The organism is Arthrobacter sp. NicSoilB11, assembly GCF_019977375.1.
Lineage (GTDB): Bacteria > Actinomycetota > Actinomycetes > Actinomycetales > Micrococcaceae > Arthrobacter.
In genome coordinates, this window is the sequence record NZ_AP024657.1 from 4,060,413 (window position 1) to 4,079,290 (window position 18,878).

The 18,878-nt window shown below is 67.6% G+C and carries 19 protein-coding genes, 1 tRNA gene and 1 riboswitch; of the genes, 9 read left to right on the forward strand and 11 right to left on the reverse strand.

Translation table 11 applies throughout. From position 1 onward, the window contains the following. Window positions 1-25 precede the first annotated feature (25 nt). The 3 genes from LDO14_RS18940 to LDO14_RS18950 are packed head-to-tail and all read right to left on the reverse strand — an operon-like array spanning window position 26 to window position 2,996. Window positions 26-826, reverse strand: coding sequence for an energy-coupling factor transporter transmembrane component T (locus tag LDO14_RS18940; RefSeq protein ID WP_018769983.1), 801 nt, complete (start codon window positions 824-826; stop codon window positions 26-28). Continuing rightward, a complete protein-coding gene (locus tag LDO14_RS18945; protein ID WP_018769982.1) occupies window positions 823-2,373 on the reverse strand; it encodes an ATP-binding cassette domain-containing protein in 1,551 nt (516 codons plus the stop codon). Before LDO14_RS18945 ends, LDO14_RS18940 begins: the two co-directional genes overlap by 4 nt. Continuing rightward, entirely contained in the window at window positions 2,373-2,996 is a 624-nt protein-coding gene (locus tag LDO14_RS18950; protein ID WP_018769981.1) for an ECF transporter S component, read from the reverse strand. Before LDO14_RS18950 ends, LDO14_RS18945 begins: the two co-directional genes overlap by 1 nt. Window positions 2,997-3,062: 66 nt before the next feature. Then, window positions 3,063-3,203, reverse strand: a riboswitch (TPP riboswitch). Between the two features lie 85 nt (window positions 3,204-3,288). Between LDO14_RS18950 and LDO14_RS18955 the strand changes: the two genes are divergently transcribed. From LDO14_RS18955 to LDO14_RS18970, 4 genes are all read left to right on the forward strand, one after another. After that, the gene (locus LDO14_RS18955) at window positions 3,289-3,831 is read left to right on the forward strand and encodes a heme-degrading domain-containing protein (protein WP_018769980.1); all 543 of its coding nucleotides are present in this window, start codon (window positions 3,289-3,291) and stop codon (window positions 3,829-3,831) included. A 160-nt stretch (window positions 3,832-3,991) separates the two neighbouring features. Further along, window positions 3,992-5,044 (forward strand): iron-containing redox enzyme family protein, encoded by a 1,053-nt coding sequence (locus LDO14_RS18960; protein WP_018769979.1) that lies wholly within the window; start codon window positions 3,992-3,994, stop codon window positions 5,042-5,044. A gap of 55 nt (window positions 5,045-5,099) precedes the next feature. Beyond that, window positions 5,100-5,315, forward strand: coding sequence for a CDGSH iron-sulfur domain-containing protein (locus LDO14_RS18965; RefSeq protein WP_056391927.1), 216 nt, complete (start codon window positions 5,100-5,102; stop codon window positions 5,313-5,315). Between the two features lie 119 nt (window positions 5,316-5,434). After that, window positions 5,435-5,698, forward strand: coding sequence for a DUF4235 domain-containing protein (locus LDO14_RS18970; protein ID WP_018769977.1), 264 nt, complete (start codon window positions 5,435-5,437; stop codon window positions 5,696-5,698). A 9-nt stretch (window positions 5,699-5,707) separates the two neighbouring features. Here LDO14_RS18970 and mnhG read toward each other — a convergent pair whose 3' ends face one another. The 6 genes from mnhG to LDO14_RS19000 are packed head-to-tail and all read right to left on the reverse strand — an operon-like array spanning window position 5,708 to window position 12,205. After that, the gene (gene mnhG / locus LDO14_RS18975; RefSeq protein WP_018769976.1) at window positions 5,708-6,112 is read right to left on the reverse strand and encodes a monovalent cation/H(+) antiporter subunit G; all 405 of its coding nucleotides are present in this window, start codon (window positions 6,110-6,112) and stop codon (window positions 5,708-5,710) included. Further along, complete coding sequence (locus LDO14_RS18980) at window positions 6,102-6,380, reverse strand: monovalent cation/H+ antiporter complex subunit F (RefSeq protein WP_026265883.1); 279 nt, start codon at window positions 6,378-6,380, stop codon at window positions 6,102-6,104. Before LDO14_RS18980 ends, mnhG begins: the two co-directional genes overlap by 11 nt. Continuing rightward, window positions 6,377-6,922, reverse strand: coding sequence for a Na+/H+ antiporter subunit E (locus LDO14_RS18985; RefSeq protein WP_018769974.1), 546 nt, complete (start codon window positions 6,920-6,922; stop codon window positions 6,377-6,379). The genes LDO14_RS18980 and LDO14_RS18985 overlap by 4 nt, the downstream gene beginning before the upstream one ends. Continuing rightward, window positions 6,919-8,520, reverse strand: a complete 1,602-nt coding sequence (locus tag LDO14_RS18990) for a Na+/H+ antiporter subunit D (protein ID WP_018769973.1) — start codon at window positions 8,518-8,520, stop codon at window positions 6,919-6,921. The genes LDO14_RS18985 and LDO14_RS18990 overlap by 4 nt, the downstream gene beginning before the upstream one ends. Then, window positions 8,517-9,122, reverse strand: coding sequence for a Na(+)/H(+) antiporter subunit C (locus LDO14_RS18995; RefSeq protein WP_018769972.1), 606 nt, complete (start codon window positions 9,120-9,122; stop codon window positions 8,517-8,519). The genes LDO14_RS18990 and LDO14_RS18995 overlap by 4 nt, the downstream gene beginning before the upstream one ends. Then, the gene (locus LDO14_RS19000) at window positions 9,119-12,205 is read right to left on the reverse strand and encodes a Na+/H+ antiporter subunit A (RefSeq protein WP_223992901.1); all 3,087 of its coding nucleotides are present in this window, start codon (window positions 12,203-12,205) and stop codon (window positions 9,119-9,121) included. The genes LDO14_RS18995 and LDO14_RS19000 overlap by 4 nt, the downstream gene beginning before the upstream one ends. A 194-nt stretch (window positions 12,206-12,399) precedes the next feature. On the opposite strand from LDO14_RS19000, the gene LDO14_RS19005 reads away from it, so the two are divergent. The 3 genes from LDO14_RS19005 to LDO14_RS19015 all read left to right on the forward strand — a co-directional run bounded on the left by LDO14_RS19005 (window position 12,400) and on the right by LDO14_RS19015 (window position 15,537). After that, window positions 12,400-13,803, forward strand: a complete 1,404-nt coding sequence (locus LDO14_RS19005) for an MFS transporter (protein WP_223992902.1) — start codon at window positions 12,400-12,402, stop codon at window positions 13,801-13,803. A 64-nt stretch (window positions 13,804-13,867) separates the two neighbouring features. Then, window positions 13,868-14,350 carry a TrkA C-terminal domain-containing protein gene (locus LDO14_RS19010; RefSeq protein ID WP_018769969.1) on the forward strand — a complete coding sequence of 161 codons (483 nt, stop codon included), beginning with the start codon at window positions 13,868-13,870 and terminating at the stop codon, window positions 14,348-14,350. Between the two features lie 5 nt (window positions 14,351-14,355). Beyond that, window positions 14,356-15,537 (forward strand): cation:proton antiporter, encoded by a 1,182-nt coding sequence (locus LDO14_RS19015; protein WP_026265881.1) that lies wholly within the window; start codon window positions 14,356-14,358, stop codon window positions 15,535-15,537. Between the two features lie 83 nt (window positions 15,538-15,620). On the opposite strand, the gene dcd is transcribed toward LDO14_RS19015, so the two are convergent. After that, window positions 15,621-16,196 carry a dCTP deaminase gene (gene dcd / locus LDO14_RS19020; protein ID WP_018769967.1) on the reverse strand — a complete coding sequence of 192 codons (576 nt, stop codon included), beginning with the start codon at window positions 16,194-16,196 and terminating at the stop codon, window positions 15,621-15,623. Between the two features lie 125 nt (window positions 16,197-16,321). Between dcd and LDO14_RS19025 the strand changes: the two genes are divergently transcribed. Continuing rightward, a complete protein-coding gene (locus LDO14_RS19025) occupies window positions 16,322-18,052 on the forward strand; it encodes a CAP domain-containing protein (protein ID WP_082581761.1) in 1,731 nt (576 codons plus the stop codon). Window positions 18,053-18,073: 21 nt separating this feature from the next. Here the strand turns inward: LDO14_RS19025 and LDO14_RS19030 are convergent, their stop codons facing one another. Continuing rightward, on the reverse strand, window positions 18,074-18,535 hold the full coding sequence (locus tag LDO14_RS19030; protein WP_056391937.1) for an SRPBCC family protein: 462 nt from the start codon (window positions 18,533-18,535) through the stop codon (window positions 18,074-18,076). A gap of 239 nt (window positions 18,536-18,774) precedes the next feature. On the opposite strand from LDO14_RS19030, the gene LDO14_RS19035 reads away from it, so the two are divergent. Continuing rightward, a tRNA-Gly gene (locus tag LDO14_RS19035) sits at window positions 18,775-18,845 on the forward strand. Window positions 18,846-18,878 lie beyond the last annotated feature (33 nt).

Consider the following 18,878-nt stretch of genomic DNA (forward strand, 5'->3'; position numbering starts at 1 on the left):
AATCACCTGGGCCGGACCGCCAACATCAACTGCCCAGCCACACCATGTTCCAGGTCCCGGCGGCCAGGGCAGCAAATAGCGCGAGGCCGGCCACCAGGACACCGCCGGCCACCACCCCAAGGTCCAGCGCGCTGAACGTGGATTCCCGGGCCCAGGTCCGGTTGCCGCCGCCGAAACCGCGGGCTTCCATGGTCACAGCAAGCCGGGACGCGCGGCGGATGGCCTGTACCAGCAGCCCGAAACTCTGGCCCAGCGTGGCCTTCACCCGCTGGGCCACGCTGCCGCGCGAACCCACGCCACGCGCACGCCGGGCCATCCCGATGGTCTGCCATTCTTCAGCCATGAGCCCCACCAGGCGCATCGCGGCGAGCGTTCCCAGGACAAAGCGGTGCGGCAGGCGCGCCTTCTGCGCCAGCGCGTCGGCAAGGTCCGTGGGATCGGTGCAGCTCATCAGGAGCACGGCCGGAAGGGCGATCGCAAAGCCGCGCAGGAGGAAGCCGATGCCCAGCTGCAGGGAACCTTCGCTCATGGACCAGATCCCGGCGTCGAGCAGGATCCGGCCGCTGTCCGGGGCCAGGATGGAGGTGCTCCAGCCACCCACGGCAGCGGCAAGGATCAGCGGCCAGCCGCGCTGCCACAGCAGGGACAGGGTGAGCCCGGCCAGGGGAAAGAGCAGAAGCTCAAAGACCAGGGCCACGGACGCCGAAACCCAGTCGATGGACAGCGCCAGGACGGCGGTGATCAGCAGGACGGCAGCGAACTTGCTTAGTGGATTGGCGCGGACCAGGAGGGCATGGTTGCCGCCCAGGGTGAGTTGCTGCCTCATGGCGCCACCGCTTCCGCCGCGGCCATCCGCAGTTCGGCCCCGCCCAAGGCCTGGGTGAATTCGGCGTCATGGGTCACGGACACCACGGCAGTGCCGGCATCCAGGAGCTCGGACAGGAAGGACGCCAGCTCGGCCCATGTGTTGGCGTCCTGCCCGAACGTGGGTTCATCCAGGACCAGGACCTGCGGGCTGGCGGCAAGGACGGTGGCCACGGACAGCCGCCGCTTCTCGCCACCGGAGAGCGTGTAGGGGTTGGCGTCCACCAGCGCGGTGAGCCGCAGCCGCTCCAGCAGTTCGTCCACCCGATCCCCGCCGTGGCCCAGGTGCCGGGGGCCGAACAGCAGTTCGTCAAGCACCCTGCCGGTCACGAACTGGTGCTCCGGCTCCTGGAACACCGTCCCCACTCGGGAAATCAGCTGATCCGCCTTCCACCGGTACGGGTCAATGCCGGCACCGCGGCTCAGGTCCATGGTGGCGGAGACCTTTCCGGACACCGGTTCCAGCAGCCCTGCCAGGGTCAGGGCGAAAGTGGACTTACCGGCGCCGTTGGGACCCGTCACGGCGAGCGCCTGCCCGGCGCGCACCTGCGCGGCCAGGCCTTCCTGGACCGGTGACGGCGGAATCTTCCTTAAGCCCTTGCGTCGGGGACGTTCGCGGGCGACTGCCAACTGTTCGGCTGCGAGCAGGAGGTTTCCCGTGCCGGGGGCCGGGACCACCGCCCGGGCACGGGTTGCCGGGACGTAGCCGGGGACCCACACACCGGCGGCGGCCAGCATGGCCCGCGCCTCCGTGAGCACCTGGTCCGGCGGCCCGTCCAGGAGTACGGCAGGATCCGCGGCGGAGCCCGGCTGCAGGACCACGATCCGGTCCACCAGGTCCTTCCACACGGACACCCGGTGCTCCACCACCACCAGCGTGGCCCCGGTCTTGTCCAGGCACCGCGCCACGGCATCGCGGACCTCCAACACGCCGTCCGGGTCCAGGTTGGCGGTTGGCTCATCCAGGAGGATCAGGCCCGGGCGCATGGCCAGGATGCCGGCCAGCGCCAGGCGCTGCTTTTGCCCGCCGGACAGGGCCGACGTCGGGTGGTCCAGCGGCAGGTGGGACAGTCCGACGTCGGCAAGCGCCTCGTGCACGCGCGCCCAGATTGCTTCCCGTGGGACGGCAAGGTTTTCGGCACCGAAGGCGACGTCGTCCCCCACCCGCGACAGGACCACCTGCGTCTCGGGGTCCTGCTGCATAAGTCCGGCGCGCCCGCGCTGGGCGCGGGGCACGGCGCCGTCAACCAGCAGCGAACCCGACTCGTCGGCGTCCCCCGCCTCGCCGCCGTCGTCGTTGATGTCCCCCAGCACCCCTGCGAGCGCGTGCAGGAGCGTGGACTTCCCGGCGCCCGAGGGGCCGAGCAGGAGCACCCGCTCCCCCGGGCTGATGTCCAGGTCAAGCGCATGGACGGCAGGCTTGGCCCTGCCGGCGTGCCGCCATCCCCAGCCCCGGGCTGTGACGGCGGCAGGGCGGACGGTGCCGCCGTCACGCTGGGCTGGTGCCATCAGGAGAAGACAGGCTCCGTGGCGGCCTTGCGCGAAGCGAAGGAGCTCAGCACGCCGGTACGCGCCAGGCCGCGGGTGGCCAGCCAGGACAGGGCGCCGGCGAGAATGGCGCCGGAGAGGGTGGTCAGCACGATGTACGCCAGCTTGTCCGCACCGGAGTAGGCGATGTTCCAGCCCCACGGTGCGAATGAGTCATTCAGTCCGCAGAAGAATCCAGCCGCGGCGCCTGCCAGCAGGGAGACGGGCAGGTTGAACTTGCGGTAGACGAAGATGGCGAAGATGATTTCCGCGCCGAGGCCCTGGATGAAGCCGGAGAAGAGGACCGAGGCACCGTACTGGGAACCCATGAGGAGTTCCCCGGTGGCGGCCACGGTTTCACAGAACAGGGCGGCCCCGGGCTTGCGGATGATCAGCATTCCCAGCACGCCGGGAATCATCCAGCCGCCCGCCAGCAGCCCGGTCAGGGGCGGGTAGGCGGCATTCATGGGGGCAGAAAGCGCGGCTGCTCCCTGGTCCCACGCCCAGAAAATGACGCCGCCCGCGATGGCCACCAGCGCGGCGACCACGATGTCCACGACGCGCCAGGACTTACTGGTGGTCTTCTTGATTGCTGCAGTACTCATGTGATCCTCCTGGGAAACAGGAGGGGAAAGTGGACCCGGCTGACGGCTGTTGCCGTGCAGCCGCGGCACTTTGAGAACTCGACTCCCTTGCGCCGGTACTAACCGGATCAGGTTCGAGGGTCTGCGGCTGTCCGCACTCTCAGCGCCCACCTGCGGTGCCCGGCTTGTGCCAGGATGTCCGACGGCGGCGCTCCCCTGTCGTTATTAGTGGTGCTTTTGGATGGGTAAGGCTTTTTGAACTGCCCTTCCGGGCGTGGTCAAGTTTACACCTGGCGGGGGTAGATTGAGGGCCATGAGCGCCATTCCACCGGATGTGACCGGATTCGATCCTGATTCCGCCGACGCCCAGCTGGAGGGGTCACTGGAAGCGTCGATCGCCCGCATCGAGGCGGAGGTCCGGGAGCTCCAGTTCCCCGGCTTTTCGCTGGATGACGCGTTGAACCTGGGCCTGCTCCTGGTGGAGCTGGGCAAGGAGCGGTCCCTTCCCATCGCCATCGACATCACCAAGGGCGAGCAGGTCCTGTTCCACGTCGCGCTCCCGGGCGCCACGCCGGACAACGGGCACTGGATCCGCGCCAAGCAGCGCACTGCCGCCCGGTACGAGGTGCCGTCACTTTTGGTGGGGCTTCGCGGCCGGCTGGGCGGCGGCCGGATCGAGGACAACGCCTGGTTCGACCAATCCCGGTATGCAGCCCATGGCGGCGCCTTTCCGATCTACGTCACCGGCGTGGGCGCCGTGGCCACGCTGACCGTCTCCGGGTTGCCGCAGCTGCAGGACCATGACCTGGTGGTTGAGGCGCTGCGCGACATCCTGGGGTCGTCGCTGCGGGATTAGGCGCCGGTTGACCTGCCGCCAACAGGAAGCCTGCTTAGCTTTTATTAGTAATCATGCTTACTATATTGGTTCCCGGGTTTCGAGGAGGACAGGGCATGGGAGTCACCATGGGCGGTCCCGCGTTCGTTCCCGTCACCAGCGCGGCAGACCAAGGAGCACCATGAGAATCCCGGAATCCAGAGGCCCCCTCAGCAACGCCCTGTTCGCACTCCTTGCGCAGGCTCCGGCCGAAGCCGGGACGGGGCTGGACGGGCTGTACCACCTCGCGGCACGGCAGGTGGCCGGCACTAGTGACATCATCGGCGACGAGGACATCCAGCTGGCCCTCTTCTGCCTCTACGAGCTCCACTATTCCGGCCTGGCCGGCGTCTCCGACGACTGGGAGTGGGAGCCGGCGTTAATCCGGGTCCGGCAGCTGGTCGAGGCACCGTTTGAGGCAGCCCTCCGTACCGCCGCGCACCAGGCCGCCGCAGACTTCGAACTGCCTGCCGGTGCCCTGACCAGCGACCAGGTAGCCGACGTCCTGTTCGGCCTCGCAGCCACGGACACCGGGCCCAGCGTCTCCCGCTACGTCGCCAGGAAGGCGGGCCTGGACCAGCTCCGGGAGTTCCTGATCCACAAGTCGATGTACCAGCTGAAGGAAGCCGACCCGCATACATGGGCCATTCCGCGGCTCAGCGGACGGCCCAAGGCGGCCCTGGTGGAAATCCAGGCGGATGAATACGGCGGCGGCCGCCCCGAGCGCATGCACAGCGCGCTGTTCGCCCGGACCATGCGCGGTTTGGGCCTCGACGTCAGCTACGGCGCGTACGTGGATGCCGTCCCCGCCGTCTCCCTCGCGTCCGTCAACCTCATGTCGCTGTGCGGCCTGAACCGGCGGCTCCGGGGTGCCATCACCGGCCACCTGGCGATCTACGAGATGACCTCCTCCCAGCCCAACCGGTTCTACGGCAACGGATTCCGCCGGCACGGTTTCGGCGCGGACGTCACCCACTACTTCGATGAGCATGTGGAGGCCGACGCCGTCCACGAGCAGATCGCAGGCCGGGACCTCGCCGGCGGCCTCGTCGAAGCCGAACCGGAACTCCTCGCGGACGTCCTGTTTGGGGCCACTGCCGCCATGGCCCTCGACGGCCGGCTGTCCGCCCATCTGATGTCCTCATGGGAAGCCGGGGCATCATCGCTGCGGGCGGCCGTACCGGCGGCAGCATGACTACGACGAAAGCGGTGCAGGCATGAAACCCGGACAGCATGGAACAGGATCGGACATGGACCACGAATCCGCCGCGGGCTCCATCGTGGTCTGCCCGGACGGGCCCCTGATCGTCAGGGGTGATTTCGAGATCGTCACCCCATCCGGGGACGCGGTGCCCCGCGACCGCAGGACCGTTGCGTTGTGCCGCTGCGGCGCCTCGGCCATCAAGCCCTACTGCGACGGCACGCACAAGATGATCAAGTTCCGCACCGAGCCGCCCGCGAAGTAGTCCAACAAGCCATTTAGTCCAACAACCTGCCTGCAGCACGCCACGGCCTTGCCCGGACCGGCACGGGCGTACGGCTAGGCTGGAGGCAGTCCGTTTTCCGCCCGCAAGGAGTAATAGGAATGAACCTTTTCATCAAGCTGCTCGGAACCGGGGTGAGCCTCGGCGCAGGCCTGGCCGGCACCAAGCTGGTCAACACCATCTGGGAGAAGACCACCGGGCAGAAAGCCCCCACCGGCAAGAACGAGGATGTCCCCACCAGCCTGCGTTCGGCGTTGACCTTCGCGCTGATCTCGGCGTCGGTCAGCGCCATCATCCAGGTCCTGGCCAACCGCGGCACCCAGCGCGCCATCACCCGCTTCGCCAAGTCGCAGGACATCGTCTAGCTCCCGGCATTACCCGCCGCCGTCGGGGCTGTCTTTCCGGGCAGCCTCGGCGGCGGCTTTTTGCACCACGGCCTCCAGCTCGTCGGCCGTGAGCAGCTCCCGGTGCAGGTGCTTGGTGCGGTACCCCGCGCGGCCCACCATGTGCGCGGACACCGGTACGGTGAGCAGCTGGAAAATCCAGGCAACCACCAGGACAGGCCATACCCACCATGTCCGCATCTGCAGTCCAATAGCCGCCAGCAGCAGGAACAGGCCCAGGACCTGCGGTTTGGTGGCCGCGTGCATGCGGCTCAGCAGGTCGGGGAAGCGGAGCAGGCCGATGGCGGCGCCCAGGGACATGAGCGCCCCCACCACCATGAATACTGCCGAGACGGCGTCGATCCAGCCGTCGGGACCGGACAAGTCAGGATTCATCGGGCTTCACCCTTCGGTCCGCCACAAAACGGGCCACGGTGACGGACCCGATGAAGCCGATGATGGAAATGGCCACCACCAGCATGAGGTTGTTCAGGTGCCGGTTCACGGCCATGTCGATGCACAGGGCTCCGGCCAGGATGGCCAGGAGGACGTCGGCCGCCAGCACCCGGTCCAGCAATGACGGGCCGCGGGCGATCCGCATGATGGCACCGGCCGCAGCAAGCGAGAAGATGACGGCTGTAACAGCCAGGACAACATGCATCACGTGGCGGCCTCCATTCGGACGGCTTCGAGTTCCTCCGGGCTGCCCATGATGCGGATCAGGCCGGCCTCGATGGACCGGACTTCGTTCCGCAGGCCCTCCACGTCCTGCTTGGAGGCGATGTTGAGCGCGTGCAGGTAGAGGGTGGATGTGGAGCGGTCCACCTCGACCACCAGGGACCCCGGGATCAGGGAGATCACGTGGCCGGTGGCGGTGACGATCAGGTCCTGGTGGCTGCGCAGCCTCACAGCAACGACGGCGTTGGTCACCTTGGGGCCGCGGACCGTGGCCAGGTACAGCACCTGGGCGCTGGCCACCACCACTTTGCCCACGAAGGCAAGCGCGAAGGGAACCGCGTAAAGGATGTTGAACCGGCCGCTGAGCTCCACCGGCGGAAGGTAGAACAGCCGGGCCACGCCCACTGCCAGCAGGGCACCGAAGAGGAGGTTCCCGGGGCTGAAGTCCTGCCACAGGGCGCCCCAGACAATCACCAGCCAGACCAGGAGAGGCAGTTCCTGGCGCAGGGAGATGCGTTTGCGGCTCATCGCATACCTCCCACGGCAGGCGTGGCGGGAACCGGGACATCAGGGCCCAGGACTGACTGGATGTACGGGGTCCGGTCCAGCATGTCCCGCGCTGCCCGGTCCGAGAGCCCGAACAGCGGCCCGGCAAAGACGGTCAGGGCAACGCCCAGCGCCACCAGGCCCAGGGTGGGGCCCACCATGGTGCGCGGCAGGAGGGTCACGGTGTTCAGCTTGGCGCCCGGTCCCGACACCCGGGCCGGGCTGGCAAGGAGCACCGGATCCGGATGCTCAGCGTCGGTGGGCCTGCGCCAGAACGCGCGGTTCCAGACCCTGGCAACGGCCAGCAGGGTCAGGAGGCTCGTCACCACCCCGCCGATCACCAGGGCGTAGGCCAGTGGCGTGCCCAGCTCAACGCCGGCCTGCATCAGGCCCACCTTGCCGAGGAACCCCGAGAAGGGCGGGATGCCAGCGAGGTTCATGGCCGGAACGAAGAACAGCATCGCCAGCATGGGCGACAGTTTGGCCAGGCCGGCCAGCCGGTCCACGGAGGAACTCCCGCCCCGCCGTTCGATCAGGCCGGTGACCAGGAAGAGGCTGGTCTGGATGGTGATGTGGTGGGCCACGTAGAAAACCGCTGCGGCCAGCCCGGCAACGGAGGACATGGCCAGGCCGAACACCATGTACCCGATGTGGCTGACCAGGGTGAACGACAGGAGCCGCTTGATGTCGCTTTGGGCCAGGGCACCAAGGATGCCCACCACCATGGTCAGCAGCGCCGCCACCATCAGGGGGGTGTTGAGGGTGTCCCCGGGGAACAGCAGGGTCTCGGTCCGGACCATCGCGTACACACCCACCTTGGTGAGCAGCCCGGCGAACACGGCGGTGACGGGGGCCGGCGCCGTGGGGTAGGAGTCAGGGAGCCAGAAGGACAGGGGGAAGACGGCGGCCTTGATGCCGAAGGCCACCAGCAGCATGACGTGCAGAAGGGTCCTGGTGCCCTGGTCCAGGTCCCCGAGCTTGATGGCCAGATCCGCCATGTTCACCGTTCCGGTGGCGCCGTAGACCATGGCTATGGAGATCAGGAACAGCACCGAGGACACCACGGACACCACCACGTAGGTGACGCCGGCGCGGATGCGCGGCCCGGTGCCGCCCAGCGTCATCAGGACGTAGCTTGCCGTGAGCAGGATCTCGAAGCCCACGTATAGGTTGAAAAGGTCCCCGGACAGGAACGCGTTGGACACCCCCGCCACCAGGATCAGGTAGGTGGGGTGGAAGATCGAGACCGGGGCGTCCTGGTCGCCGTCGGCCATGCCCTGCCCGGTGGCATACACCAGCACGGCCAGGCTCACGGCGGAGGACACCACCAGCATCAGGGACGAGAACTGGTCCACCACCATCACGATGCCCCACGGCGGCAGCCAGCCGCCGATGGCCACGGCAGCGGTCCCGCCGTTCCACGCCGATGCCAGCAGGAGGCATTCGAGCGCCAGCGTCAGCGAGAGCAGGGCGATGCTCACCGCGCGCTGGGCCCGGGTATGCCGGATCAGCAGGAAGGTCAGGGCAGCGCCCAGGATGGGAAGTACGACGGCGAGCGGGGCAAAGCTTGCGATGTTCACTTTCCGCCTCCTTCCGGGCCGGAGTCGACGTTGAGTGAGCCGGGCTTTTCCTCCGCGGCAGCGTGTTCGGCGGGCATCTCCCGGCCGCCGGCCACAAGCGTGGCCACCGGCTGGTCCGTTTGCAGATCTGCGTTGTTGTTGGACGCTGCATGGTTTGAGACGTCCCGGCCGTCCGATCCCAGCATGGTGAGCGGGAACTCGGAGGTTTCCGCCGGAACTTCGGCGTCGTCCTCCGCGTCGAAGCTGGGGGTCGCCGCCACGCGGCGGTCTTCCAGGTCGTCCTGGATGTCGTCCTGGCGCGCCAGCAGCCAGGTGCGGTAGATGATGCCGAGCATGAACGCCGTGACGGCGAAGGAGATGACGATCGAGGTCAGGATCAGGGCCTGCGGGAGCGGGTCGCTGTAGTCCTGTGCCGGGGTGTCCTTGGCGAACAGCGGCGCCAGTCCTGCATAGCCCCCGGTGGCCAGGATCAGCAGGTTGGTGGCGTTGGCCAGGAGCATCAGCCCCAGCAGCACCCGGGTGAGGCTGCGTTCCAGGATGAGGTAGATGCCGCAGGCATACAGGGCGCCCATGACGATCAGCAGGGTCAGGTTGACGCTCATGCGTGGCCCTTTGCGGTGGTCTCGGCGGGGACGGTGTCGGGCTCCAGCGGGGGTTCCAGGTCCCGTTCAGCCTCCAGTTCCGGCTGCCCGGGACGGTCGATGTCCGGCTCGTCCTGGTGTGGGGCGGCCGCCGATCGTTCCTCCATGTGCTCGTCAATTTCGGCCCCGAGGCTGCGCAGCACGTCAAGCACCAGCCCCACCACCACGATGTACACCCCGATATCGAAGATCGTGGAGGTGACGAATTTGATGTCCCCGAAGACGGGCAGCCACACCTGGATGATGGCGGACTGGAACACCTGGCCGCCCAGCAGCAGGGGCACCACGCCGGACACGGCGGCCAGGGCCAGGCCGGTGCCCAGCAGCGCGCCGGCGCTCAGTGGCGCCGCCTCCCGCAGTTCGAAGCGTCCGCCTGCCAGGTAGCGGATGGTCAGCGCCAGGCCGGCGGTGAGGCCGCCGGCGAAACCGCCGCCCGGCAGGTTGTGGCCGGCCAGCAGCAGGTAGAGCGAGAAGATGATCATCGAGTGGAAGAGCAGCCGGGTGACCACTTCGAAGATGATGGAGCGCCGTTCGGGGGCCAGGGTGCGGCCCGCGACGATCCAGGGATCCCGGGCTGCGGCTGCGAACCTGCGGCTGATGGCCAGTGCCGCGCCGTCGCGGGAGCCGGGATCCACGCCGTGGGACCGTCCCACCGTGCCCTCGGCAACGGATGCGGACCGCTGCAGCCGGTCGCCGCGCCCGCGTACGAAGATCAGGCTGGCGACGCCGGTGGCGGCAAGCGCAAGGACGCTGATCTCGCCGAAGGTGTCCCAGGCGCGGATGTCCACCAGGGTCACGTTGACCACGTTCAGGCCGCCGCCGCCCTCGTAGGCAAGCTGCGGGAACTGCAGTGATACGGGCAGGGCGGTCCGGGCGCCCATGGCGAAAATGGCCGCGAACACCATGGTGGCGCCGAAACCCAAACCGATGATGACGCGCACCACCCGGTATTTGCCGCCGGTGCGGTCCCGCAGTTCCGGCGGGAGGCTGCGCATGGCAAGGACGAACGCCACCAGGATGATGGTCTCCACCAGCATCTGGGTCAGCGCCAGGTCCGGAGCGCCCTGCAGGGCGAACACCAGGGCGATGCCGTACCCGGTCACGGAGACCATCAGCACAGCGAGGAAGCGTTTGTTCGCCTTGACGGCGGCCAGGGCGCCGATCACGATGCCCACCCCGGCCACAAGCTGCAGCGGGGAGTTGGGATCCACCAGGTAGACGTTCTGCGGCAGGGGGTTGCCGCCCAGGAGGATGGCCGTGAGCGGCAGGACGAACGCCACGCTGAGGATCACGGCAAGGTAGAAGTACAGTGAGCCGCGCTGGGTCCGGCCGGTGATCCAGACGGCCACGTCGTCCAGGGCGCCGATGGTCAGCTGGTAGGCACGGTCGCCGTCCACCCAGGCCGGGACCAGGGACTGGACGCGGGCCACCGCGTTGCGGCCAAGATACATGGCCGCGCCAAGCACGAAGGTGACGGCCGTCAGCCCAAGCGCCGGGGTCAGCCCGTGCCACAGCGCAAGGTGGCCCGCCTGCGCGGCCGGAGTGCCGGCGTCGGGCGCTGTGGAAGCGAACAGCGCCGCGTACGGCTGGATCCAGGCGTCCACCGGCACGGGCCAGAGCCCGTACACGATGGTCAGGACGCTGAGGACGGCGGGGGCGGCGAGGAAGGAGGGCCGGATGGCTTTGAAGGGGATGGGGTCCACGCCGGGTTTGACCGCGAAGGCACCCCACATGAAGCGGGCGCTGTAGGCGAACGTGAGGATTGACCCCACCACCAGCCCAGCCAGGACCACCGTGCCCCACGGTCCGGAGTGCGGGTCCGCGGCGTGGTGCACGAACGCCTCCAGCACGGATTCCTTGGCGACGAAGCCGGCCAGCAGCGGAACGCCCGCCATGGACGCGGCACCGATGCCGGCCACGATGCCCAGCGCACGGGAGGAACGGAAGACCCCTGACAGCTTGCGCACGTCGCGGGTTCCGGACTGGTGATCGATGATGCCCACCACCAGGAAGAGCGTGGCCTTGAAGAGGCCGTGGGCCAGCAGCATGGCAAGGCCCGCCAGCGCGGCGTCGGGCGTTCCCAGGCCCACCGCCATGGTGAGGAAGCCCAGCTGGCTGACGGTGCCGTACGCGAGGATCAGCTTGATGTCGGTCTGCCGCAGTGCCCGGTAGCCGCCCACCAGCATGGTGGCCAGGCCCAGGCCCAGGACCACGGGCTGCCAGTACGCCGTCGCGGAGAATCCCGGAGCGAGGCGCGCCACCAGGTAGATGCCGGCCTTCACCATGGCGGCGGCATGCAGGTAGGCGCTGACGGGGGTGGGCGCGGCCATGGCGCCGGGGAGCCAGAAGTGGAACGGGACCAGCGCGGACTTGGTGATGGCACCCACCAGGATGAGCACGACGGCGGCACCCACCACGGCGCCGGACGGTCCGGACGCCAGTGTGGAAGCCTGCTCCAGGATGCTGGAGATACGGTACGTGCCCGCGGTGTAGCCCAGCATGATCAGGCCCACCAGCATGGCCAGGCCGCCGGCAGTGGTGACCATCAGTGCTTGGAGGGCGGACCGGCGGGCGGCAAGCCTGGTCCGGGCGAAGCCGATCAGCAGGTAGGACAGGATGGTGGTCAGTTCCCAGAAGATGAACAGCAGCAGCAGGTCATCGGCGGTGACCAGCCCGAACATGGCACCAGCGAAAGCCAGCAGCTGGGCGCCGAACTGGCCGAGGTCCTGGTCTTTCCGTTTGAAGTACCGGGCGCAATAAACCAGCACCAGGGCGCCGACGCCAAGCACCAGCAGTGACATCACCCAAGCCAGTGCGTCCATGCGGAAGGCGAATTCCAGGTGGAGGCTGGGGATCCAGTCCAAGGCCTCGGTGACGGCTCCTGACCCTGACCCTGAGTAGACGGGACCGTGCTGGAACACCAGCCAGCCGAAGGAAGCAGCCGGAACGGCAGCCAGCGCGTAAAAGGCGTTGCGGCCCCAGAGCCTGAAGAGGAAGGGCGCGAGGACAGCCACCGAAAAGTGCACGGCAAGGACTGTGATCACTGTATTCTCCGCAACGTCAGGAATTCGATTGTCAAAAGTTGGAGCAGGCGGCAAAAAGTAAGGTCCGGGAGGGCTCAGTTTATCAAGGCCCGTCGGGTGTCTTCCCCCGTCAGCGGCGCCACCGACGGCGGAACCCCGCCGTCAAAGGCCCGTGGTCCCAAGGGTGTTCGCCACCGGCGGATACGATGCATCGTATGAACAGCGCCAGCGCTCCGGGAGCAATGCAGCCTGCCTCGGAACTCGAAGCCGGAACCCGGAACTCCAGCAAGGGCCGCGTACTGGCCTGGGCTTCCTGGGACTGGGGCTCGGCGGCCTTCAACGCAGTGATGACCACCTTTGTCTTCACCGTCTACCTGACGTCCAAGGCTTTCGGCGGCGAGGACAGTGCCTCGGCGGTCCTGGGCGCCGCACTTGCCGTTGCCGGGTTCGCCATCGCCCTGCTGGCGCCCGTCACGGGCCAGCGTTCGGACGCGGGGGGCCGGCGGAAGCTGTGGCTGGGAGTCAACTCGGCCGCCGTCGCCATCCTGACGGCCCTGTGCTTCTTCGTATTCCCCCGCCCGGAATTCCTGCTCCTCGGGGTATCGCTGATCGCCCTGGGCAACGTGTTCTTTGAATTTGCCGGCGTGAACTACAACGCCATGCTGGCCCAGGTCTCCACGCCGCAAAACATCGGAAAGGTCAGCGGCCTGGGTTGGGCAGCCGGCTATCTTGGCGGCATCGTGGCACTCCTGATCGTCCTGCAGCTGTTCGTCCAGCCGGCCTTTGACTGGTTCGGCGCGTCCACCCGGGACAGCCTCAACATCAGGTTCGTTGCCGTCTTCTCCGCCCTGTGGTTCTTCGTCTTCGCCCTCCCCGTCCTGTTTGCCGTCCCCGAACTGCCCCGGTCCGCCCAGGCGGGCCGTCTGGGTTTTTTTGCCAGCTACGGACTGCTGTTCCGGCGCATCAAGGCGATCTATGCCACCAGCCCGCACACCATCTACTTCCTGCTGGCCAGTGCCGTGTTCCGTGACGGACTGGCCGCCGTCTTCACGTTTGGCGGCATCATCGCTGCCGGTACCTTCGGCTTTGCCCTGTCCCAGGTGATTTTCTTCGCCATTTTCGGAAACGTGGTGGCTGCCGTCGGGGCGGTCATTGGCGGATTCCTGGACGACAAGGTGGGCCCCAAGGCTGTCATCGCCGGGTCCCTGGCAGGCCTCCTGGTCGCCGGGTCGGCGATCCTGGCCCTGGGCAACGGGGACTATGTCTTCTTCGGCATGCAGTGGGCCGGGACCACCACGTTCTGGGTATTCGGGCTCTTCCTCTGCCTGTTCGTCGGGCCTGCCCAGTCCTCATCCCGCGCATACCTGGCCCGGCTCGCGCCGCACGGCGAATCCGGGGAGCTGTTCGGCCTCTACGCCACCACCGGACGGGCCGTCAGCTTCCTGGCGCCGGCGCTGTTCACCCTCTGCATCACCGTGGCCACCCCCCTGGTGCCGGCCGGGCAGGCACAGCGGTGGGGGATCCTGGGCATCATGGTGGTCCTCCTGGCAGGGCTCCTGGTGCTGCTGCCGGTGAAGTCGCCGGCCAAGGCACCCATCGCCGTGGTCCCCGCCGCCTGAAAACACCTTCCGGGCAACGTTCCAGGCCCCGGCCAAGTGTTGCCAGGCAGACTAGGCTTGACCTATGAACGTGGACGAAACCAACCTTCCCGGCCTGGGCCGCCGGAAGGATTTCATGACCGCCTCCGGACGCCGCATCGGTGTCGTGGAGCGGCGGGAAGGCCAGACGGAACTCATCGTTTCCACCTGGGACGACCCCGACACCTGCCAGGCTTCCATTCCGCTCACCAGCGACGAAGCCGCCACCCTGGGCAACCTCCTCGGCGGCACGCACCTGGCAATGAAGCTCGCGGAAGAGCACAAGGACGTTCCCGGGATTGTCACCCGGCAGTTCTCCATCGCCGCGGACTCCCCGTTCCAGAACCAGCCCATGGGCAAGGCCTGCATCCGCACCCGCTGCGGCGTGTCGATCGTGGCCATCATGCGCGAGGGCGAGGTGCTGCCGTCGCCGGGTCCCGACGTCGTGCTGCACCCCGGCGACCTGCTGGTGGCTGTGGGTACCCAGGAAGGCCTCGACTCAGCGGCCGATATCCTGCGCCACGGCTAAGCCCTATGGACCCGTTGGCCCTGACCCTCATTGAACTGGGGGCCGTTGTGTTCTGCCTGGGGCTGTTGGCCAGGCTGGCCGGACGGATCGGAATGTCGCCCATCCCGCTCTACCTGCTGGGCGGATTGGCTTTTGGTGCGGGCGGCATCGTCAAGCTGGAAGGCATGCACGAGTTCGCGCATCTCTCCGGCGAGATCGGTGTCATCCTGCTGCTGCTTATGCTCGGACTGGAATATACGGCGTCTGAGCTCTTCACCGGCCTGCGGCGCTCGTGGCAGGCCGGCGTCCTGGACCTGGTCCTTAACTTCCTGCCCGGCGCGGGACTGGCCCTGCTCCTGGGCTGGGGCGGCGTGGGCGCCATGGTCATGGGCGGCGTCACGTACATATCCTCATCCGGCATCGCCGCCAAGGTCATCACCGACCTCGGCCGGCTGGGAAACCGCGAGACACCAGTGGTGCTGTCCATCCTGGTGTTCGAGGACCTGGCCATGGCCGTCTACCTGCCCATCCTCACGGCAACGCTCGCGGGAGTAAGTTTCCTGGGCGGGCTCACCGCGGTGGGCATCGCCCTGGCGGTGGTCACCATGGTCCTCATGGTGGCGCTGCGGCACGGGCACCATGTTTCCAAGGCAGTGCACAGCGAGAATTCCGAAGTCTTCCTGCTCAACGTCCTGGGGGCCGCCCTGCTGGTGGCGGGGGCGGCATCGGCAATGCAGGTCTCCGCCGCGGTGGGGGCCTTCATGCTGGGCATCGCGATCTCGGGTTCCACGGCCCACAACGCCACCCGGATCCTTGAACCCCTGCGCGACCTGTTTGCCGCCATCTTCTTTGTGGCGTTCGGACTCAACACGGACCCGTCATCCATTCCCCCGGTCCTTGGCTGGGCCCTGGTACTTGCTGCGGCCACCACCGCCACCAAGATGGCCACCGGGATTTGGGCCGCCAAACGCGCCGGCATCGCCAGGCCCGGCCGGTTCCGCGCCGGCGCCGCGCTCGTGGCCCGCGGCGAATTCTCCATCGTGATCGCCGGCCTGGCCGTTGCATCGGGAGTGGTCCCGCGCGAGCTGGCGGCGCTGGCTACGGCCTACGTGCTGCTGATGGCGGTGCTGGGCCCGCTGGCCGCACGTTACGTGGAACCGCTGGCCAGGCCGTTTATCCGGAGGCCGGCCGTCGCCCCGCAGCTCTAGGCGTTGGGGGCGCGCCGGCGTCCGTGCCGGTTCTGCCGGACACTGCCGCAGCTGAACGCTGGTGCGGCTAAATGCTGGTGCGGCTAAATGCTGGTGCGGTGGAAGTTGAGGTGGCTGCGGCTTGCGGTCGGGCCGCGCTGGCCCTGGTACCGGTTGCCGTATTCGCCCTGGCCGTAGGGGTATTCCGCGGCCGAGCTGAGCCGGAAGAAGCACAGCTGCCCGATCTTCATCCCCGGCCACAGCTTGATGGGCAGCGTGGCCATGTTGGACAGCTCCAGGGTGACGTGGCCGGAAAATCCGGGGTCGATGAAACCTGCGGTGGAGTGCGTGAGCAGGCCCAGGCGGCCCAGGGATGATTTGCCTTCCAGGCGGGCCGCGATGTCGTCGGGCAGCGTCACGGTTTCATAGGTGGAACCCAGGACGAACTCCCCCGGGTGCAGGATAAAGGCCTCGTCCTGCTCCACTTCCACCAACCTCGTCAGCTCAGGCTGCTCCTGCGCGGGATCGATGTGCGCGTACTTGTGGTTGTCGAACAGGCGGAAGAACTTGTCGATCCGGACATCCACGGACGACGGCTGGACCATCGCAGGATCGAACGGTTCCAGCACGATCCGCTGGGAATCAATTTCGGCACGAATGTCGCGGTCAGAGATCAGCACCGTCCCAAATTACCGTATCGGTTATCCACAGCCGCACTTTCCCGTTGTTGCTGTGGCCTCGTGGGGCTAATGTTGCGAATGAAAGCCGCCGGAATGGTCTCCCGGATGGCGTAACAGGGCTGGGGATGTTTGTGAATAAATTGGTGGCACCCTCTTTCATTGGCGTGCTCTGTGCGTGGGCACTGGTCTCCTCGTCGGCAGCAGCGCCTCCCGCGCCGCTGCCGTTCAGCCAGGCGGATTCGGCTGGCATCTCGCTGGCGGCTCCCGTGGTTCGGGGCGGAACATCCGTCGATGGTGACGGTTCCGAAGGACGCCTCACCCCTGCCGTGGACCCGGACATCCGGGTGGCCTCGCCCCTGCCGGCGGCCACAGCCACGCCAACTGCAGCGTCCGCGCCCGTGACAGCCGCTCCTGCAACTACTGCGCTTGTGCCCTCCACGGAAACGTCACCGGTGGCATCACCAACTGCCGTTCCGGCGGAGCCCGCACCCCAGACGGTGTCCGTCCCTCCGTTGTGGGCGCCGGACCAGGAACTGGCTTCGCCGCCGGCCACCCGGCTGGCCACCCCTGAGTCCGGCACCGCGCTTCCCTCCACGGAGGCACTGGTCCCGGACTCGAATGCTGCAGCCATCCTCACCGTGTTCACCAGGATCAACGAATACCGGGTGGCCAACGGCCTGAACAAGGTCAAGTACCACCCCACGGTGGCGGGCATGTCGCAGGAATGGTCGGACAGCATCGCCGGCCGTGACGTGATCGAGCACCGGGCAAGTTTCTGGACCGATCCCCGCGCCCTCAGCCCCAACAACGGCGCCGGCGAGGTGATCGCCATCCGTACCGACCGCGACGCCGCCCAGCTGGTGGAATGGTGGAAGGGGTCGCCGGGCCACAACGCCATGCTCCTCGATCCACGGTTCAACGTGATGGGTGCCGGCATTTCCTACACCAACTCCACCTACCAGATCTGGGGCGTGGTGAACTTCTTCGGCTACACCACGCTGCCGGCGGGGACCCTGGATTCCCCGGGCGGCCGGGGATCAGGGGACGCTTTCCCGCCGCCGGCGCCTAGCCTGTGCGATGCACCCGCCAAGCACATGCCGCCCACGCTTAATCTCGCCGCCGCCGCGATCACAGGCCCGGCCGACATCGTGTCCGTCGACTCCGCAGGGCAGCTGCTGGACAGGGCATCCACCGGACCCCGCACCTATGCTCCGGCCAGGGTGATCGGCGCAGGGTTCAGCGGAGCGAAGGAAGTCTTTGTCACGGACTGGGACCGTGACGGCACATATGACGTCCTCACCCAGTGGACCGGCGGCGACCTCACACTGCACCGGGGCATCGCCGGGGGTGGGTTCCAGGCCGCCATCACTCTCGGTAAGGGCGGCTGGAACACGCTGACCCTGGCCGTGGGCGGCTGGTGCGCCAACAACCGGATGCCCCAGATCCTGGCCCTGGACGGGGCCGGGAACCTGTTCCTCTACGCCAACAAGGGCACCGGCGACATCGCGGAGCGGGCCACCGTTGCCACCGGTGTTTACGCTTCCCGGCTTTCGATGGTGGACTATGACGCCGATGGCTTCCAGGACGTGCTGGCGCTGAAAGCGGACGGCAGCGTGCAGCTCTACCGCGGGTGGGGCACCACCGCACTACGTGCAGAGACGCGGCCCACCGTGGCCACCGGCTGGACGGACGTTACGGGAATCCGGGCGCTGCGCAACGTCACTGGGCTGAACTCCACGGGCGTGGCGCTCCGCCGCGCCAACGACACCGTGCAGTACTGGGACCTGACCGCGGGAAGCCTTGCCTCGCCGTCGAACCTTGCCGGACCCTGGACCGGGCAGCGGCTGGCCCAGTAGGCCGGGACTGCCGGCATGGGCTCAGATGGCCGGTTGGAGCTCCAGCACGTGCTTCAGCCGGTCCAGTTGGGCCACATCCGCGCTGACACGGCGCTGCAGCATACCGTCCAGGAAGCCGAACCTGCTGAAGAAACCGAGGCGCCCCTCGCGTTTGGCTTCCATGGCGAACCGGACCCGGGTTCCCGCGTCTTCGGTGCTCAGGTAATAGCCGCCCCAGCGGGTTGCCGGCCCGGACACAACGTGGAACTGGATTTCTGCGCCGGGGCGCACGTTGGTGATTTCCAGGTCCGCGGGAATGCTCAGGCCCGAACGGCCCGCCACCATTTTCCGGTAGACAGCCCCCGCAGCCTCGGCCGGCCCCTGCACGAGCTTCACGCTGCGGACATCGTTGCGCCAGGAGGGAAGATTGGTGGCGTCGAGGAGGTACTGGTAGACGGCCATGGCGTCGCGTTCTATGAGGACCTCGTACTCTGCGATTGCCATGAAGATAGTTCCTGTGGTTGACGTGGGCTGCCACAATAGCTGCCTCCCCCAACGCGGCCGCTACCCGGATCAGGTTAGCCAGCGCCCGGCGCCCAGACCCAGCCGACAGCGCCGACGTTATTGAAGAGTTACTGGATGACGTCCCGCGTTCAGGACACGAAAGCCGCGCAGCTTCGGGGTTGGCGGGGAGCCCGCAGATCTGCGCTAAGCTAAGTTCTGCCCCGCGCGAGTGGCGGCATGCGGCTGTAGCTCAATGGTAGAGCGCTAGCTTCCCAAGCTTGATACGCGGGTTCGATTCCCGTCAGCCGCTCTGTTTTCCCTCTTCCCACAGCTTTGCAACCCC

Coding starts and splice junctions, on each gene's coding strand:
- LDO14_RS18940 (WP_018769983.1), bottom strand. CDS start 826: ATGAGGCAGCAACTCACCCTGGGCGGCAACCATGCCCTCCTGGTCCGC.
- LDO14_RS18945 (WP_018769982.1), bottom strand. CDS start 2,373: ATGGCACCAGCCCAGCGTGACGGCGGCACCGTCCGCCCTGCCGCCGTC.
- LDO14_RS18950 (WP_018769981.1), bottom strand. CDS start 2,996: ATGAGTACTGCAGCAATCAAGAAGACCACCAGTAAGTCCTGGCGCGTC.
- LDO14_RS18955 (WP_018769980.1), top strand. CDS start 3,289: ATGAGCGCCATTCCACCGGATGTGACCGGATTCGATCCTGATTCCGCC.
- LDO14_RS18960 (WP_018769979.1), top strand. CDS start 3,992: ATGAGAATCCCGGAATCCAGAGGCCCCCTCAGCAACGCCCTGTTCGCA.
- LDO14_RS18965 (WP_056391927.1), top strand. CDS start 5,100: ATGGACCACGAATCCGCCGCGGGCTCCATCGTGGTCTGCCCGGACGGG.
- LDO14_RS18970 (WP_018769977.1), top strand. CDS start 5,435: ATGAACCTTTTCATCAAGCTGCTCGGAACCGGGGTGAGCCTCGGCGCA.
- mnhG (WP_018769976.1), bottom strand. CDS start 6,112: ATGAATCCTGACTTGTCCGGTCCCGACGGCTGGATCGACGCCGTCTCG.
- LDO14_RS18985 (WP_018769974.1), bottom strand. CDS start 6,922: ATGAGCCGCAAACGCATCTCCCTGCGCCAGGAACTGCCTCTCCTGGTC.
- LDO14_RS18995 (WP_018769972.1), bottom strand. CDS start 9,122: ATGAGCGTCAACCTGACCCTGCTGATCGTCATGGGCGCCCTGTATGCC.
- LDO14_RS19005 (WP_223992902.1), top strand. CDS start 12,400: ATGAACAGCGCCAGCGCTCCGGGAGCAATGCAGCCTGCCTCGGAACTC.
- LDO14_RS19010 (WP_018769969.1), top strand. CDS start 13,868: ATGAACGTGGACGAAACCAACCTTCCCGGCCTGGGCCGCCGGAAGGAT.
- LDO14_RS19015 (WP_026265881.1), top strand. CDS start 14,356: ATGGACCCGTTGGCCCTGACCCTCATTGAACTGGGGGCCGTTGTGTTC.
- LDO14_RS19025 (WP_082581761.1), top strand. CDS start 16,322: ATGTTTGTGAATAAATTGGTGGCACCCTCTTTCATTGGCGTGCTCTGT.
- LDO14_RS19030 (WP_056391937.1), bottom strand. CDS start 18,535: ATGGCAATCGCAGAGTACGAGGTCCTCATAGAACGCGACGCCATGGCC.